This is a genomic window from Streptomyces sp. NPDC001903, assembly GCF_042891345.1.
Lineage (GTDB): Bacteria > Actinomycetota > Actinomycetes > Streptomycetales > Streptomycetaceae > Streptomyces.
Map to the genome: position 1 here is coordinate 145,411 of NZ_JBIASZ010000019.1, position 16,053 is coordinate 161,463.

Below are 16,053 nucleotides of genomic sequence, written 5' to 3' on the forward strand. Positions count from 1 at the left end.
CAAGTCCCTGAAGCCCTCGCGCCGTCCGCTACCTGTTCTCCATGTCCCTGCGGAAGGCCTCCTGGAACTGGCGCATGTACGCGGTGGTGCCGCCGACCGTCTGCTGGAGGCCGACCCGGGTCTGCACGTCCACACCGATCGCGATCTGCGTGCCCCGCGTGGGGTTCGCCTGGTGCTGGGCCGTCCAGTAGGCGTACTCCACCGCGGCGATCCGCTCGTGCGCCTCCTTCGCCCGCGGGTCGTTGCTGGGGATCGCGTAGAGCTCCGCCAGCTCGGCCCGCGTGAACACCGAGTGGATGTCCCGGGCCCCGTGCTCGCCCGCCACCGTCTTGATCCCGTCGATGGCATCGGCGACGCGCGCACCCACCGTGTCCTGCCCTTCGAGGCCGCGCGCCTTGAGCTCGTCGCGGATGTGCTTGGCCGCCGTCTGGCGCGGAGCACCGGGGGACACCTCGTCCTGGCGCAGCCCGAAGATGCTCGCCGCCGCGCTGAGCTGCTTCTTGATCGCCTCCATGCGCTGCACCTGCGGCACCCCGCCGGTGCGTGCGTCGCCGGTGCGTGCGTCGCCGGCCGGGCCCGGCGCGGCCGCGGCCCCGGCCCGCTGCACCGCACGGCTCACCGGAACGCTCCCGGACAGCGCGCGGGTGGCGTTCGCCTCGGCCTCGCGCTCGAAGCGGTCGGAAGGATCGCTGACCCGCAGGCCGTTGCCGTGGTCGGTACCGGCCACCGGCCCCTTGCGCTGCTGGATGACGTGGGTCAGTTCGTGGGCGAGGGTGTGCTTGTCCGCGCCGCCCTCCCCGATGACCACGTGGCTGCCCGAGGTGTAGGCGCGGGCGCCGAGATCCGCCGCGGAGGCCTTCGCGGCTCCGCCGGTGTGGATGCGTACGTCGGAGAAGTCGGCGCCGAGCCGCGCCTCCATGTCCGTACGCGTGGCATCGTCCAGCGGGCGGCCGCCCTCGCGCAGGACGTCGTGGACGGCGGAGCGCTGGACGGCGGCGCGCTGGACCCGCGGCTGCTCCGTCCCGTGACCGCATCCGGCGCCGTGCCGGTGCTGCTCCTGCTCCTGCTCCCCGGAGTGTCCGGCCCGGCGCAGGAACTGGACGACGGCGGCGTTCCCCGCGCTGCCCTGCAGTCCTCGGAGCGCGTGGAGCGGATTTCCGCCCCCGGCCGCGGCGGGACCCCGGTTCCTGGCACCGCCGTGCCCGGTGTCGGCGTTCTTGTCTCGGTCTCGGTCGGCAGCGTGCATGGGGCCCACCCTGTACGCGGCCCGCGGCCCGGGGCCAGGTACGCGAGGGCAGACCGAGGTGTCCGAAGGGGAACGGACGGGCGAAATACGGCGTAAGACTTCCGCGGGCACCGGATGCCCGTGGCTCCTTCGGTCGGAAGGCGCCTCAGGTGGCGCCGTCGGAGACCGCTTCGGACGCCGTCCCGGACGCCGCTTCGGGCTTCGTGTGGAGGATCTCGCGTGCCTGGTCGGCGGCGCGGGCGATGCTCTCGGAGACGAAGTCGATGAAGCGGGCGATGTTCTCCAGGCGGGCGGCGGCGGGGGAGTCGGGGCCGAGGACGGTGACCCCCTGCCGGGCGACCTCGCCGAGGTGGGCGGTGGCGCGGGCGCTGGCCATCGTCGACTGGTACAGGACGTCGTCGTCGACGACGTAGCGCTCGCGGCGCCGTTCGTCGCGTTCGCGGCGGATGAGGCCCTGGCTTTCGAGGAACGTGATCGCCTTGGAGATGGACGCCGGGCTGACCTGCAGGCTCGCGGAGAGTTCGGCGGCGGTGAGGCTGCCGGCGTCGGTGGTGTAGAGGCCGGCCAGCACCCGGGCCGTCATCCTGGGCAGCCCCGACTGCATGAAGACCGTGGCGAACACCTCCTCGTACTCGCGTACCGCCTCGGCGTCGCGGCCGTGGGCGTGCGCGGACGCCTCCGACCCCCGGGGTGCGGCCTTGCGGCGCCGGTGGGTGCGGCGCTCGGTGGCGCGGTGGGCCAGGTCGGCGCGGTAGGCGGCGGGGCCGCCGTTGCGCATCACCTCGCGCGTGACCGTCGAGGTGGGGCGGTCGAGACGTCTGGCGATCTCCGCGTAGGCGAGCCCGTCGGCCACCCCCAGCGCGATCTGCTGGCGCTCCTGTTGGGTGAGCCTGCCTCCCGGCATCGCGATCTCCTTCCACGTTCCCTCATGTGTCTCCAGCATAGCGTTCACTCTCCATCCAATGCAACGATCACGGAGGCTGACGTTGCGTTAAAACCAGAACTGTTGCAACGATATTAGGCACTTGACCAGCTGTAATGCGGATCGTGCGCAACGAAGTCGTTGCGCAATTGCTGAACGCTACGTAGCTTTTCCGTCATCAGAAACAACAAGCGAGTCCAACAGGAGACTGCCGTGCAGAAGTTCGACACCACCGCCCCGATCGCCGTCGTCCTCGACGTCGCCGCGGGACGCATCCAGCTGATCGCCGCCGACCGGGCCGACACCGTGGTCGAGGTCCGAGCCGCCGATCCCTCGAAGGAGCGCGACGTGAAGGCGGCGGACGGGACCACGGTCGCCTACGCCGACGGGGTCCTGCGGATCGAGACCCCCTCGGCGAAGCACCAGATGCTCGGCGCCTCGGGGGAGGTCGAGGTCAGCGTCCAACTGCCCGTCGGCTCCCGCGTCGAGGCGAAGGCGGCCGCGGCCGAGTTCCGGGGCGTCGGACGGCTCGGGGACGTCGCCTTCGAGGGCGCGCAGGGCCTGGTCAGGCTCGACGAGACCGCCGGCGCCCGCCTCACCCTCCAGGCCGGCGACATCTCGGTCGGCCGCCTGGGCGGCCCGGCGGAGATCAGCACGCAGAAGGGCGACCTCCGCGTCGACGAGGCTGTGCGCGGCGCGGTCGTACTGACCACCCGCTCCGGCGACATCTCGGTCGGCGCCGCCCGCGGGGTCCCGGCCTCGCTGGACGCCGGCACCTCGTACGGCCGGATCGCCAACTCGCTCCACAACACCGAAGGCGCCGCCGCCCTGAACATCAAGGCGACCACCGCCTACGGCGACATCACCGCCCGCAGCCTCTGACATCCGACGACCCCCGAAGGAGCGCACCACCATGACCAACGCGACCGACCGTGCCAACGCCGCCGACCGGGCCAACGCAAGCGACCGACCGGAACTGCAGAAGGCCATCGAGGCGTTCGTCGACGCCGGCTTCGCCGGAATACAGATGCGCGTGCACGACGAGCGCGGTGAGTGGGTCGGCAGCGCCGGGGTGGGCAGGCCGGGCGAGGGCGCCAAGCCGCCGACGGACGGCCACTTCTGGGCGGGCAGCGTCGCCAAGCCCTTCACCGCGACCGCGGTGCTGCAGCTGGTGGCCGAGGGGAGCACCGGGCTGGACGCCCCGGTCGCCGACCACCTGCCCGAGCTCGGGCTGGACCGGCGGATCACCGTGCGGATGCTGCTCGGGCACACCAGCGGGCTGTTCAACTACACCGGAGAGTACGGCGAGGACGGCACCCTCGATGCGGGGATCCCGGCCACGGGCAAGGAGTGGGTGGACCACCGGCTGCACACCTACCGCCCGCAGGAGCTGGTGGCCCTGGCCCTGTCCAAGCCGGCCCGGTTCGAGCCGGGGGCGCGCTTCGGCTACTCCAACACCAACTACACCCTCGCTGCCCTGCTGATCGAGCGGGTCGCCGGCCGCCCGTACGCCGAGGAGATGGGCCGCCGGATCCTGCGGCCGCTGGCCCTGCGCGACACGGTGCTCGGCGGCAGCGGCTCCGAGCTCCCGGAGCCGTACGCCCACGGCTACTGCCGCTACCAGGACGCCGGCGAGTGGAAGGTGGCCGACGTGTCCCGGCAGAACCCGTCCATGCTGTTCGGCGCCGGTGACGCGATGACGACCACCCGGGACCTGCACACCTTCTTCTCCGCGCTGAACGGCGGCAAGCTCCTGCCGGCCCCCCTGCTGGCCGAGATGCGCACGCCGTACGGGGAACTGGGCTACGGCCTCGGCCTGTTCGTCCAGGACCTCGGACCGGAGCACGGGGGCACCGTCCACCACCACAACGGCGGCGCCCCCGGCGGCTACGGAGCCCTGATGTACAGCACGCCCGACGGCGCCAAGACCCTGACCGCGGGCCTGACCACCGGCGACGCCCCGGTGGACCCGGCCCAGGCCTTCCCCGGGGCGCTGGACGCCCTCGTCAAGCAGGTCTTCGCCGCCGACCCGGCCGCGGCCTGACGCCGCCCGGTACGGGACAGCGCGCGGCCGGTGCGATCAGCGGGGCCGGAGGCCGTCGAAGACCACCTCGAAGATGCGCTCCCGGGGCTCGGGGTCCGGGCCGAGCTGCTCCAGCATCGCGCCGGCGCCGACGAGCAGGGCGAGCAGCTCCGGCAGGCGCAGCTCCCGGCGGACCGCCCCGGCCCGCTGCGCCGCGGACAGCAGGGCGGCCAGCCGGGTCTGGATCTCCTCGGTCGGCGCCCGCAGCGCCGCGTGCACGTCGACACCGGCGGCCGCGAGCGCCTGGGCGAACTCGTTCTTGCCCGCGGACCGTTCCACCACCAGGCGGAAGCATGCGAAGAAGGCCTCGGCCTCATCGGCCTGCGCGGCCAGCCGCGCGGTCACGGCCGCCATCTCCTCCAGCCTGCGCACCATCACCGCCTCCAGCAGCGCCTCCTTGGTGGGGAAGTGCCGGAAGAGCGTGCCGACCCCGACCCCGGCGGCCCGGGCGATCTCCTCGGTCGGCACGCCGACGCCGCGGCCGGTGAACACCTCCGTGGCGACGTCGAGCAGCCTGGCCCGGTTCCGGGCCGCGTCCGCCCGCAGCGGGCGCTCCTGAGTGCCGCTCATCCCTCTTCCGCCTTCCTCGCGCCGGCGACGGCATCACTCCCCTGGACAACCGGAGTCTCCAGTCCGTATCGTTGAAAACGGAGCCGCTAGTCCGATTCTAGTGGCTGATCCCGCCGGAGGTTGATCATGCCCGGAACGCTGTCGCCGCGAGAGGTCTCCCGAGAGCTGCTGGAGCGCATCGGTGCGGGGAGGTACACGGAGTTGGCCGAGCTCTACGCGCGGGACGCCGTCGTGGAGACCGTCTTCGAACCGGTCGGACCGCGCCGGTTCGAGGGCCGCGCGGTGCTCGAGGAGCGCCTCGCGCACGTCGCCGCGGCCTCGCCCGTGGAACTGACCCCGGCCAACGTCGTGATACGGGAGACCGACGACCCGGAGGTGGTCGTCGCCGAGTGGGACTACCTGGTCCGCCACCGGGTGACGGGCCGGACCTTCGAGACGGCCAACATCCAGGTCCTGCGCGTCCGCGACGGCCTGATCGTCACGAGCCGGGACTTCCACGACCACCTGGCCCTCGTCATGGCCGGCGACAACCTGCCGCAGCTGGTGCAGGCGTTGGAGGCCGAGCGGCACGGGTAGGGCCGCCGCCGCCCCGGCGCGGGCGGTGGCCCGCCTGCTTCCCTTCCTATGCCGTGCGGGTGAAGGCCCGGCGGTACGCGCGGGGCGGGACTCCGCGGCGGCGTACGAACTGCTCGCGCAGCACCGCGGCGCTCCCGTAGCCGACCAGGCGGGCGATCTCCTCGACCGGGAGGTCCGTCGTCTCCAGGAGTTCCTCGGCCCTGCCCAGTCGCAGGCTCCGCAGCCAGGCGTGCGGGGTGGTGCCGGTCGCGGCGGTGAAGCGGCGGGCGAAGGAGCGTTTGCTCATCATCGCGCGGCGGGCCAGTTCCGTGACGGGCAGGGGCTCGTGGAGGTGTTCGCGGGCCCAGCCCAGGACGGCCGCGAGCCGCTCGTCCTGTCCGTTCCCGGGGACGGGCGCGGCCAGGTACTGGGCCTGCCCGCCGTCGCGGTGGGAGGGCAGCACCATGTCCCGGGCGATGCCGTTCGCCAGCGCGGCGCCGTGCTCCCGCCTCAGCAGGTGCAGGCACAGGTCGAAGCCCGCCGCGGCTCCCGCGCCCGTGACGATGTTCCCTTCGTCGACGTAGAGGGCGTCGGGTTCCACGGTGACCTGCGGGTGGCGGCCGGCGAGGAGTTCCGCGAACCGCCAGTGGGTGGTCGCCCGCCGGCCGTCGAGGAGTCCGGCGGCGGCGAGCGCGAACGTGCCGACGCAGTGCGCGGCCACGACCGCGCCGCGCCCGTGCGCCGCCCTGAGCGCGTCGAGCACGGCGGGGCCGGGCGGGGTGCGGAAATCCGCCCCCGGCAGGGCGATCAGCAGATCGGCCTCGGCGAACCGGTCCAGGCCGTGCGCGATGGAGAGCGGCACGCCGCAGTCCGTGGGCACCGCTCCGGGCTCATCGGCGCACAGGGCGAAGTCGAAACCGGGCAGCCCGGCTCCGTGCGGACCGAACACCTCGGTGACGATGCCGACGGCGAGCACGCCGACTCCGGGAGGGGCGTACGCGGCAACGGTCTTGAAAGGCGGCACGGGCGCAGTCTGGCACACGGTTGGCACGAATCCTGCGATCAGAGGCATCGGTGCCACTCGTGAACCGGCCCCCGTGGCCCCGAGGATGGGGGCATGACAGACGCACCGCTCGGCCGCAGCGCCGCATACAAGGTCCTGACCACCGGTTACGTCGGCTCCACCGGCCCCGGAGTGGCCGCGACCGTCTCGTACGTACACGACGCGGGACGGCACGTGATCTTCGATCCCGGCATGGTGGCGAGCCATGACGACATCCTCGTCCCGCTCGCCGAACTGGGGCTCGGGCCCGAGGACATCACGGACGTGGTGCTCAGCCACCACCACCCGGACAACACCATGAACGTGGGCCTCTTCGGCCACGCCCGGGTACACGACCACAAGGTGGAGTACCGGGGCGACCAGTGGAAGAACCGCGACGCGGAGGGTTACGAACTCACCCCGTCGCTGCGGCTGATCCGCACCCCGGGCCACAGCCACGAGGACATCACGCTGCTCGCGGGCACGGCCGCGGGCGTGGTGGCCTTCGCCGGCGACCTGTGGTGGCACGCGGAAGGCCCCGAGCAGGACCCGGTGGCCCCGGACCGCGAGGTGCACCGCGCCTCCCGCCTGCGGGTGATCGCCGCGGCCGACCTGATCGTGCCCGGCCACGGCGCCCCGTTCCAGGCCGACGACACCACCCCCCGCTAGGGGGTGTCCGCAAAGTCCCGCCTGCCCCGCGGCGCCCGGCACGCGCTCTCGGCGCACCGGGCGAAATCCCGAGTACGTCCAGTACACGGGCTTCCGCCCGGCACACCGAGAGCACGCACCGGACGCCGCGGGAGCGCCCTTCGGGCGCACGGCGCTACTTTGCGGACACCCCCTAGCGGCGGCGCACCAGTGCGGTCATCGAGGCGAGGTCCGCCTCCGACCTGGGGACCGGGACCTCGGGCCAGAGCAGTTCGTACGCGGTCTGGATCCGCACGACCTCGTCGGCGAAGGCGCGCACGGTCTCGGCGGTGGCCGTGCCCCGCTCCGCGTGCTCGACGAACCGCTCGCAGGCCTCCACCGCGCCCGCGCAGTCGCCGTCGAACTCGAACCGTTCACAGATCGCCCCGGCGGCGCCGTCCCGCGAGGCCAGGTGGCCCATCCCGCAGTCGAGCCCGTCGTCCTGGAGGTCGTCGGGGTACGGCGCCCGGTGCCAGGAGCCGTCCTCGAACCAGTAGACGCACTCGATCCTGCCCTGTTCCAGGAGGTCGTGCCGGACGTCCTCACGCACCCACCCGGGCGCCCCGGCGAGGAGGTCGATCGGCGGCTCGTACCGTGTGACCTTGCCGGAGTCGTCCTGCCCGAACAGGACGGCGCGCCCGCCGTCGGCCCGGACCAGGAACCACCGGCTGCACGAGCCGTCGTCGTAGCGCAGCACGCCGCCGCCCTCGCCGAGCCAGTACCCGTACCGGAAGCGCTCCTTCTCCTCCTCGGCGTTCCAGGTCGCCGCGGCGAGCGCGGACCAGCGCGCCCACAACAGACCCGCCTGCGGAAGGTCCTCCGGCCGCCCCGGACGATGCATCGCCATGCCCACTCCACACTCCCCGGTCCTCGCATCCCGCCACGGACACTATCCGTGACCGCACCGGCATGGACGTGGGCGTGGCGCGGCGCGATGCTCGTCGTGGAGGCAACACAGGTGCCAGAGGAGAAGAAACAAGTGATCAGTCGCTGGATCGTCCGTGCCGTACCCGCACTCGTTCTGGCGGGGCTGCTGTTGAGTCCGCAGGCCCAGGCCCAGGCCCAGGCCGCACCGGCGGCCGTGGTGCAGCTCGCGCCCCGGAGCGCGCCGGCCCATGCCCCGGCCGCGCAGCCGCGGCACTCCGCCGCCGACTCCGCCGCCCTCGCCCACAGCGACAAGAAGAAGGACAAGGGCAAGGACAAGAAGAGCAAGAAGAGCAAGAAGAAGGGCTTCTTCAAGAAGCTGGGCACCGCCGCTCTGATCGGCACCGTGCTCGTCGTCCTGCTCCTGATCGCCGTCGTCGTCGCGGTCGTCCTCACCGTCCGCCGGCGCCGCAGGCAGGCGTGAGCGCGCCCCGGCGCCACGTACAGGTGGCGATCGCCGGCGCCGGCCCCGCCGGACTGGTCCTGGCCAACGTGCTCCACCGGGCGGGCGTCTCGGTGGAGGTCCGGGAACGGGCGGGCCGGGCGGAGGTCGAGCAGCAGGCCCGGGCGGGCCTGATCGAGCACCGGGTCGCCGAGTACCTGCGCGAACACGGGCTCGCCGACCGGCTGCTGGCCGAGGGCGGCCGGCACGACTGGTGCGAGTTCGTGTGCCTCGGCGAGCGCATCCGCATCCCGTACGGGGACCTGTCCGGCGGAGCCGGGCACTGGGTGTACCCGCAGCAGTTCCTGGTGCGCGACCTGATCGCCTCGTTCGAACGGAGCGGCGGCGCGGTGAAGTTCGACTGCCCCGTCCTCGAAGTGGACACCTCGGGACCCCGCCCGCTCGTCCGCTGCCCGGACGGCGTCCTGGAGGCCGAGTACGTCGTGGGCTGCGACGGCCCGCGCAGTACGGTCGCCCAGGCGTTCCCCGCCGACGCGGACGGAGCCGTCGAACGGCGCTACCCGTACGACTGGCTCACGGTGCTCGCCGAGGTGGACCGTCCCGTGGACGGCATCCGGTACGCCCTCCACGAGGCGGGTTTCGCCGGGATGATGCCCCGCACGCCCCGGCTGGCGCGCTTCTACCTCCAGGTCCCGCCGGAGGCGGACCCCGCGGACTGGACCGGGTCGCGCATCCGCGAGCAGTTGCGGCTGCGGCTGCGGTTGGAGGCGGGGGACCCCGCGCCGGGCGCGGTGACCGAGGCCGGCATGCTCCGGCTGCGCGGCCGGGTCCGGGAGCACGTACGGGCCGGCCGGCTGCTGCTGGCCGGGGACGCGGCGCACGTGCTGACGCCCTCGGGGGCGAAGGGGCTCAACCTGGCGGTGGCCGATGTCGCCGACCTCGCCGACACCCTGCTGAGCCGCCTGCGCGACGGGGACGGCGACCGCGACGGCGACGAGGAGGCTCTGGCGGGCTACGACCGGCGTCGCCGCCAAGCCGCCTGGACGACGCAGGAGTTCTCCGACCGGCTGCTCGACCTGCTGCACCTGCCGTCCGCGGACGCCGCGCAGTCCGCGTTCGGCCTGCGGCTGCGCCGCGAACGGGTCGCCCTCCTGGCGGCCCCGGGGCCGGAGGGCGAGGCCTTCGCCCGCGCCTACGGCGGCGCGGGCCGCCTGCGCCCCGCGCCGGTACCCGTCTCCTGAGCCCCCGCCCGGGCGGCGCCGATCCGATCCGCGGCGCCGCCCGGCGGGGAGGCCGCGGCCGCCTGGTGTCATGGCGTCGGGGGCGTCGGGCGGACCGCTTACGATGTCCGACATGTCCGGTCCGGTTGCCGTCGCGTACGCTGCCCGCCCCGGCGTGCGGCTGCGCTCCGCCGCGCGACTGGCCCTGTGCGCCGCGGTGTCCTGGTACCTGTGCCTGTGGTGGGGTACGAGCACGGCGCCGGTGCCCGCCGCCCTCCCGGCGGTGCTGATCCTGCGTGAGGACGTGTACGCCTGGCCGCGCCTGGGATGGCAGCGGCTGGCCGGGGTGGTCGTGGGCGTGCTGCTGAGCACGTTCGTCCTGCACTGGCTGCCGGACCCGGCGTGGTCCTTCCCCGCCGTGCTGGTCTGCGGCTGCGCCGGCATGTACCTGATGGGACGGCCGGGCGAGCCCAACCAGCAGGTGCTCATCACGGCGCTCATGGTCTACGCGACCGCCGTTCCCGGATACCCGCTGGCGCGGCTGGAGGAGAGCCTGGTCGGCATCGCCGTGGTCGTGCTGCTCGGGCCGCTGCTGTGGCCGCCGGACCCGTACCGGTCGGCCGCGGCGGGGCTGGACGGCTACCGGGCCGACGTACGGGGGCTGCTCGGCGGGATCGCCGGCCGGCTGGAGCGGGGCCTGGCGGAGCCGGGACCGACGGAGCAGGAGGCGACGGCGCTGCCCGGGCAAGGGCGGGTGTGGCTGCGGCCGCAGGCCGCGCGGGACGCGTTCGAGCGGGCGGCCGCGGGCCGGCTGGTGCCGGGCCGCCGGGCGGGCAGGACGGCGCCGGACGGGCTCGACGGACGGCTGGCGCTCGGGGTCCGCACCTCGCTCACTCTCCAGTTCTTCAACCGGGAACTGGGCGAACGGTCCCGCGCCGACGCCCCGGGGCCGCCCGCGTCCGGCGCGCCCGTCACCCCCGCCTCCGCCCCCGCCCCCGACCCGGCCCTGCGCGAGCTCGCGCCGCTCGTCCGGGCGACCGCCGCAGCCCTGGACTCGGCCCTGCTCGGCGAGGACTTCACGGCGGACCTCGACCGGGCCCGCGCGCTCGACCTCGCCCACCGCGAAGCCCACCCCGGCCGGCACGACGCCGTACTGCGCGCCGGGCTCCACCTGACCCACGAGGCCCTCGCCGACCACCTCCCGGGGCCGCACGGCGCCGGCGGGACACCGCCGTCGGGGTGAACCGGACGGGGCGCCACCGGCCTGTCCGGGGCCGGAGTATGACCGGACTGTCACAGGATCGGGTTCCAGGAACGGACGGGCGGCGGCGTACATCTAGCCGGTCGGCGAGGTCCCCGAGGGGACCGCGCTCGACGGTTTCGGCAAGAACCGGCCGGCAGCGGCCGGGGGTGAGTGGCAAGGCGGGGCAGGAATGAAGGCGGTAGCGGTGGCGGGCGGTTCCCCGGACACCCCGGAAAACCCGGACATCCCGGAGACTCCCGAGACTCCGGAGACGGAAGGGGCCCAGGCTGCGGGCACGGATCCCGGCACCGGTGGCCCGGACACCCCGGAGCGCGCGACGGCCGGTGCCGAGCGCGCGGCGGAGACCGGCCCGCAGAAGGCCGCGCCGGCCGAACCCGAGGCGCGGCCCGGGGCGGAGGCCGAAGCCGGACGCCCCTCCGGCGCGGCGCCCCAGGACGACTCCGAGCCCGGGCCGGAGGCCGAAGGGCCCGCTCCCGAGGCCGAGGCCGAGCCCGACACGGAGGCCACCGGCGCCGCCGCCGTACCCGAGCCTGAGGCGGGGGCCGACGGCGCGGCCGTACCGGAGTCCGGGACTGGAGACGACGCCGAAGACGAGGCCGAAGACGAGGCCGACGGCGACGGCGTCAAGGAGACCGGCCCCGCGGAAGCCGCGCCGACCGAAGCCGAGGCGCGGCCGGAAGCCGAGCCGGAGCCGGAGCCCGAAGCGCAGGCCACCGGCGAAGCCGCTGCCGAGCCTGAGGCGGAGGCGGACAGCGAGGCCGCACCCGAGTCCGAGGCGGAGGTCGACAGCGAAGCCGCTCCCGAGGCCGACTCGGAGGCCACCGACGAGGCCGCACCCGAGTCCGAGGCGGAGGCCAACGACGAGGCCGCACCCGAGTCCGAGGCGGAGGCCAACGACGAGGCCGCACCCGAGTCCGAGGCGGAGGTCGACAGCGAGGCCGCTGCCGAGTCCGAGGCGGAGGCTGACAGCGAAGCCGCTCCCGAGGCCGACTCGGAGGCCACCGACGAGGCCGCTGCCGAGCCCGAGGCGGAGGCCGACGGCGAGGCCCGGGACGAGGACGCGCCCGCCAACGACGGCGCGGCGGTCGAGGCGGACGAGGACGCGGAGACCGGTCCGCAGGACGACGCGGGTGCGGAGGACCGGCCGGTGCCGTCCTGGGCTCGGGACGACGAGACCGATGCCGAGCGGACCAGCCAGTTCGTGGCGCTCAAGGACCCGGACGCCCCGGCTCCGAAGGCCCCTTGGCCGGGAGCCGTACCGCGGGACCGGACCCCGGGCCGAGCCGTGCCCCCGGCAGCGGCCCCGACCCGGGCAGCGGCCCCGACCCGGGCAGCGGCCCCGACCCGCGCAGCGGCCCCCGCCCCGGCCGTCGCCGCACCCCCCGTCGTGGTCGAGCCCACCCGCGAGGTGCCCCTCCCGCCGCGGCCCCCGCTGGATCTGCTGGCCGAGCTCACCAACAACCCGCCCCCGCCCGAGACCCCGCGCCGCACCGCCGTCCGGCGCGTGAAGATCTGGACCCCGATACTCCTGCTCCTCGCCGGCGCCGCGATCGGCGGGCAGCTGCTGCGCCCGCTGCCCGCCCCCCGGATGGTCGCGGCCGAGCAGACGCACACCCTCGAAGGGCAGTTCTCCGTACCGTGGCCCGCCAAGGGCCAGGGCGCCGTACGCGTCCCCGGCTCCGGCGACATCGGCGCCTTCGGCGAGCAGAAGCCCGTCCCCACCGCCAGCGTCGCCAAGGTCATGACGGCCTACGTCATCCTCAAGAACCACCCGCTCCGCAAGGCCGAGGCCGGCCCCCAGATCGAGATCGACGCGAAGGCCGTCGCGGACGGCACCTCCGAGAACGAATCCCGGATCGAGGGCCTCGTCGCAGGTACGAAGTTCAGCCAGCAGGACATGCTGAAGATGCTCATGATCCCGTCGGGCAACAACGTGGCCCGGCTGCTGGCGCGCTGGGACACCGGCACCGACTCCGAGGCGGCCTTCGTCGAGAAGATGAACGCCGCCGCGAAGGAACTCGGCATGCAGAACACCACGTACACCGACCCCAGCGGTCTGGACGCCGCAACCGTCAGCACCGCCGCCGACCAGCTGAAGCTGGCCGAGGCCGTGATGAAGGACGAGGCGTTCCGCGCGGTGGTCGCCCTGCCGAGCGCCGAGATCAGGGGGCTGTCCAAGACGCTCACCAACAACAACACCCTGCTCTCGGTCAACGGCCTGAGCGTCCGCGGCATCAAGACCGGGTCCAGCACCCCCGCGGGCGGCACGCTGATGTGGGCGGCGTACAAGTCGGTCGGCGACGAGACCCCGCTGATCCTCGGCACGCTCATGGACCAGCACGCGGACGGCCCGGACTACAACGCGGAGAACAGCCTGAAGCTCGTCCTGGCCAACAGCAAGAAGATCATCGAGGCGGTGCGGCAGGCGCTCGACTCGGAGCCGGTCGTCCGCAAGGGCCAGACCGTCGGCCACGTGGACGACGGCCTCGGCGGCCGTACCCCGGTGGTGGCCACGAAGGACCTGAACGTGATCGGCGTACCGGGCCAGCAGCTGACGCTCACCCTCCGGCCGGGGGCCTCCGGGACCCCGCACGCGGCGAAGGCGGGAACGGAGGTCGGAGTCCTCACGGTCGGCGCCGGGGAGGGCGCGAAGAGCGTCCCCGTGGCCCTCGGGACCGCGCTCGCCGAGCCCTCCTTCACCACCAGGGTCACCCGCATCCGCTAGGGGGGCGTCTCGGCGGGAGCGTCTCGGCGCAGACCACGCCGGTGCCCGGTACGGACATGCCGTTCCGGGCGCCCGGCCGCCGGCCCGGTGCCGGTTTTCGGTGGACAGCAGCGGGCAGTGCTGGACAGCCGACGGCCTCGCAGGGCCTGGAGAGTGGACACCGCCCGGTACGAGTCTGTGGGCCATGGACACCGCCGACCGGCGTCCCCGTCCCCGTCCCCGTCCCCGCATCCGCATCCGCATCCGGCCCCGTACCCGAAGGAGCATCCGCCATGGCGTACCGCGTCGTCCGCGCCCTGATCGTCCTGACCGCCGCAGTAGCCCTCTCCGCCACCGCCGCCGGCGCCTACGCCGCCCAGGACACCGGCCGGCACGCGTCGCCGGGGATCGTCGCCGCGTGGGCCCGGGCCTGGAACGGCACCGAAGCTTCGGCGCTCGGCGCCCTGTTCACCGCCGACGGCACCTACACCGACGAAGCCGTGGGCATCACCTTCAGCGGCCGAGAGGAGATCGCGGGATGGAAGGCCCGCGCCGACACCTTGATCGAGGGCGTCCACGTCACCGTCCGCGCCACCCGCGTCGACGGTGACCGCATCACGGTCCGGTCCGTCTACTCCGGCCACCTCAAGGGCGCGCCCAAGCCGTTCGCCGTGCCGATGACCACCGTCCTCGACCTCGACGAGTACCACTGCCGGATCGCCTCCGACCTGGACCACTACAGCCTGGCCGCCGTGCTCGCCCAGTCCGGCCTGCCCGCCGACTGGACCCCGCCCACCACCTGACGCGGCCGGCGGCCCCCGCGGCCGCCGCGCCACGACCCGCGGCCGCCCCCGCCGCGGGGCTCGGCCCCGGCTCCGCGGTCCCCCGGGAGCCGGGGCCGAGCTGCGAGAGTGGCTGCCATGGAGCGCCTTCCCGCAGACCCGACCGTCCTCCACCCGATCCCGGACCAGCCGCGCGTGGTGCTGCTGAAGCCGCTGGTGACCTCGCCGCTGATCGAGGCCGGGGAGTACTCGTACTACGACGACCCCGACGACGCGACCGCGTTCGAGACCCGCAACGTCCTCCACCACTACGGGCCGGAGAAGCTGGTCATCGGGAAGTTCTGCGCGCTGGGCACCGGCGTGCGGTTCATCATGAACGGCGCCAACCACCGCATGGACGGCCCCTCCACCTTCCCCTTCCCCATCATGGGCGGCTCCTGGTCCGAGCACTTCGACCTGCTCACCGGTCTGCCGGCCAAGGGCGACACCGTCGTCGGCAACGACGTCTGGTTCGGCCACGGCGCCACGGTCATGCCCGGAGTGCGCATCGGACACGGCGCGGTCGTCGCCGCCGGTTCCGTCGTCGTCGACGACGTCCCGGACTACGGGATCGTCGGCGGCAACCCGGCCGCACTCATCCGCACCCGCTACGGCGACGCGGACATCGCCCGCCTGCTCGCCGTCGCCTGGTGGGACTGGCCCGCGGAACACCTCACCGCACACATCCGGACCGTCATGTCCGGCACGATCGGGGACCTCGAAGCGGTCGCACCGCGCACCTGAACCGGACGGCCGGTGCAGGTCAGTGCAGGTCAGTGCAGGTCAGTGCCCGTGCACCGAGCGGTACGCCACGGGGAAGTCGAAGTACGTGTCGGGATACGCCTCCGGCTTGTACGTGAAGTGCCACCACTCCTCGGGCAGGTTGACGAAGCCCTCGGCCGCCAAAGTGCCCTTCAGGAACTGCCGGTTCGCCCGCTGGGCGCCCTGGATCCGCGGATCGTCGGTGTGTGCCAGGGTGTCGAAGCAGTCGAACCCGGTCCCCATGTCCACGGAGTCGTCGGGCCGCCTCTCGCCCTGCGGCGCGAAACAGGGCGCGACGGGCCGCGCCGGCCCGACCGGGGCCGCCGGCGAGCCCAGCGCGACGATCGTCAGATCCACCGTGCTGCCCCTGCTGTGGCCCGACTTCTCCGCGATGTAGCCGTCGGCGAACAGCCGGTCCTTGGCGACCCGGGGGTAGAACTCCGCCTTCATCCGCTCGTCGTCGAGGTCCTTCGCCCACCGCACGAAGTGGTCGACGGCCCGCTGGGGCCGGTAGCAGTCGTACACCTTCAGCGAACGGCCCTGCGCGAGCAGCTTCTGCTGCGCCCGGTGCAGCGCCTCGGCGGCCGGCCTGGTCAGGATGCACAGGGGCTGCCGGTAGCCGTCGATGCGCCGTCCGATGAAGTTGACCTTCGTGGCGTAGCGCATGTCCTGGAGGATCGAGGCGTCGACGGAGGACAGTGCCACGAAGTCCTCCGGAGCCCCTCCCGCCGGGGCGGCGCGGGCGACGGGGGCGAGAGGGGCCAGGGACCCCAAGGCCAGTGCCGCACCGGCGCTGACGAGCAGGGGTGTTCGCTGCTTCATGGCTTCCGTTCCGGTTCGCTGTCCGTGT

At 73.9% G+C, this 16,053-nt stretch carries 16 protein-coding genes; 10 read left to right on the forward strand and 6 right to left on the reverse strand.

Annotated features, from left to right (window positions below):
• Positions 1 to 28: 28 nt before the first annotated feature.
• Both ACFYZS_RS32825 and ACFYZS_RS32830 read right to left on the reverse strand, forming a co-directional pair.
• Complete coding sequence (locus ACFYZS_RS32825; protein WP_389020663.1) at positions 29 to 1,246, reverse strand: DUF4157 domain-containing protein; 1,218 nt, start codon at positions 1,244 to 1,246, stop codon at positions 29 to 31.
• 145 nt (positions 1,247 to 1,391) lie between these two features.
• Positions 1,392 to 2,150, reverse strand: a complete 759-nt coding sequence (locus ACFYZS_RS32830; protein ID WP_389020740.1) for a helix-turn-helix domain-containing protein — start codon at positions 2,148 to 2,150, stop codon at positions 1,392 to 1,394.
• A gap of 231 nt (positions 2,151 to 2,381) precedes the next feature.
• Between ACFYZS_RS32830 and ACFYZS_RS32835 the strand changes: the two genes are divergently transcribed.
• Both ACFYZS_RS32835 and ACFYZS_RS32840 read left to right on the forward strand, forming a co-directional pair.
• The gene (locus ACFYZS_RS32835; protein WP_389020673.1) at positions 2,382 to 3,050 is read left to right on the forward strand and encodes a DUF4097 family beta strand repeat-containing protein; all 669 of its coding nucleotides are present in this window, start codon (positions 2,382 to 2,384) and stop codon (positions 3,048 to 3,050) included.
• Between the two features lie 31 nt (positions 3,051 to 3,081).
• Positions 3,082 to 4,212: a serine hydrolase domain-containing protein gene (locus tag ACFYZS_RS32840; RefSeq protein WP_389020676.1), complete on the forward strand. Its 1,131-nt coding sequence runs from the start codon at positions 3,082 to 3,084 to the stop codon at positions 4,210 to 4,212.
• 36 nt (positions 4,213 to 4,248) lie between these two features.
• On the opposite strand, the gene ACFYZS_RS32845 is transcribed toward ACFYZS_RS32840, so the two are convergent.
• Positions 4,249 to 4,821: a TetR/AcrR family transcriptional regulator gene (locus tag ACFYZS_RS32845; protein ID WP_389020679.1), complete on the reverse strand. Its 573-nt coding sequence runs from the start codon at positions 4,819 to 4,821 to the stop codon at positions 4,249 to 4,251.
• Between the two features lie 126 nt (positions 4,822 to 4,947).
• On the opposite strand from ACFYZS_RS32845, the gene ACFYZS_RS32850 reads away from it, so the two are divergent.
• Entirely contained in the window at positions 4,948 to 5,397 is a 450-nt protein-coding gene (locus tag ACFYZS_RS32850) for a nuclear transport factor 2 family protein (protein ID WP_389020682.1), read from the forward strand.
• Positions 5,398 to 5,443: 46 nt separating this feature from the next.
• Here ACFYZS_RS32850 and ACFYZS_RS32855 read toward each other — a convergent pair whose 3' ends face one another.
• The gene (locus tag ACFYZS_RS32855; protein ID WP_389020685.1) at positions 5,444 to 6,400 is read right to left on the reverse strand and encodes a GlxA family transcriptional regulator; all 957 of its coding nucleotides are present in this window, start codon (positions 6,398 to 6,400) and stop codon (positions 5,444 to 5,446) included.
• Between the two features lie 93 nt (positions 6,401 to 6,493).
• Between ACFYZS_RS32855 and ACFYZS_RS32860 the strand changes: the two genes are divergently transcribed.
• Positions 6,494 to 7,087: an MBL fold metallo-hydrolase gene (locus ACFYZS_RS32860; RefSeq protein ID WP_389020688.1), complete on the forward strand. Its 594-nt coding sequence runs from the start codon at positions 6,494 to 6,496 to the stop codon at positions 7,085 to 7,087.
• A 172-nt stretch (positions 7,088 to 7,259) separates the two neighbouring features.
• Here the strand turns inward: ACFYZS_RS32860 and ACFYZS_RS32865 are convergent, their stop codons facing one another.
• Positions 7,260 to 7,952, reverse strand: coding sequence for a hypothetical protein (locus tag ACFYZS_RS32865; protein WP_389020690.1), 693 nt, complete (start codon positions 7,950 to 7,952; stop codon positions 7,260 to 7,262).
• 132 nt (positions 7,953 to 8,084) lie between these two features.
• Between ACFYZS_RS32865 and ACFYZS_RS32870 the strand changes: the two genes are divergently transcribed.
• From ACFYZS_RS32870 to ACFYZS_RS32895, 6 genes are all read left to right on the forward strand, one after another.
• Complete coding sequence (locus ACFYZS_RS32870) at positions 8,085 to 8,453, forward strand: hypothetical protein (protein ID WP_389020693.1); 369 nt, start codon at positions 8,085 to 8,087, stop codon at positions 8,451 to 8,453.
• The gene (locus ACFYZS_RS32875; RefSeq protein ID WP_389020696.1) at positions 8,450 to 9,673 is read left to right on the forward strand and encodes an FAD-dependent monooxygenase; all 1,224 of its coding nucleotides are present in this window, start codon (positions 8,450 to 8,452) and stop codon (positions 9,671 to 9,673) included. The genes ACFYZS_RS32870 and ACFYZS_RS32875 overlap by 4 nt, the downstream gene beginning before the upstream one ends.
• A 112-nt stretch (positions 9,674 to 9,785) precedes the next feature.
• Positions 9,786 to 10,895, forward strand: coding sequence for an aromatic acid exporter family protein (locus tag ACFYZS_RS32880; protein ID WP_389020698.1), 1,110 nt, complete (start codon positions 9,786 to 9,788; stop codon positions 10,893 to 10,895).
• A 190-nt stretch (positions 10,896 to 11,085) separates the two neighbouring features.
• The gene (locus ACFYZS_RS32885; protein ID WP_389020700.1) at positions 11,086 to 13,641 is read left to right on the forward strand and encodes a serine hydrolase; all 2,556 of its coding nucleotides are present in this window, start codon (positions 11,086 to 11,088) and stop codon (positions 13,639 to 13,641) included.
• A gap of 272 nt (positions 13,642 to 13,913) precedes the next feature.
• Positions 13,914 to 14,423 (forward strand): nuclear transport factor 2 family protein, encoded by a 510-nt coding sequence (locus ACFYZS_RS32890; protein ID WP_389020703.1) that lies wholly within the window; start codon positions 13,914 to 13,916, stop codon positions 14,421 to 14,423.
• Between the two features lie 117 nt (positions 14,424 to 14,540).
• Positions 14,541 to 15,185, forward strand: coding sequence for a CatB-related O-acetyltransferase (locus tag ACFYZS_RS32895; RefSeq protein WP_389020706.1), 645 nt, complete (start codon positions 14,541 to 14,543; stop codon positions 15,183 to 15,185).
• Positions 15,186 to 15,224: 39 nt separating this feature from the next.
• Here ACFYZS_RS32895 and ACFYZS_RS32900 read toward each other — a convergent pair whose 3' ends face one another.
• Positions 15,225 to 16,025, reverse strand: coding sequence for a M15 family metallopeptidase (locus ACFYZS_RS32900; RefSeq protein ID WP_389020708.1), 801 nt, complete (start codon positions 16,023 to 16,025; stop codon positions 15,225 to 15,227).
• Positions 16,026 to 16,053 lie beyond the last annotated feature (28 nt).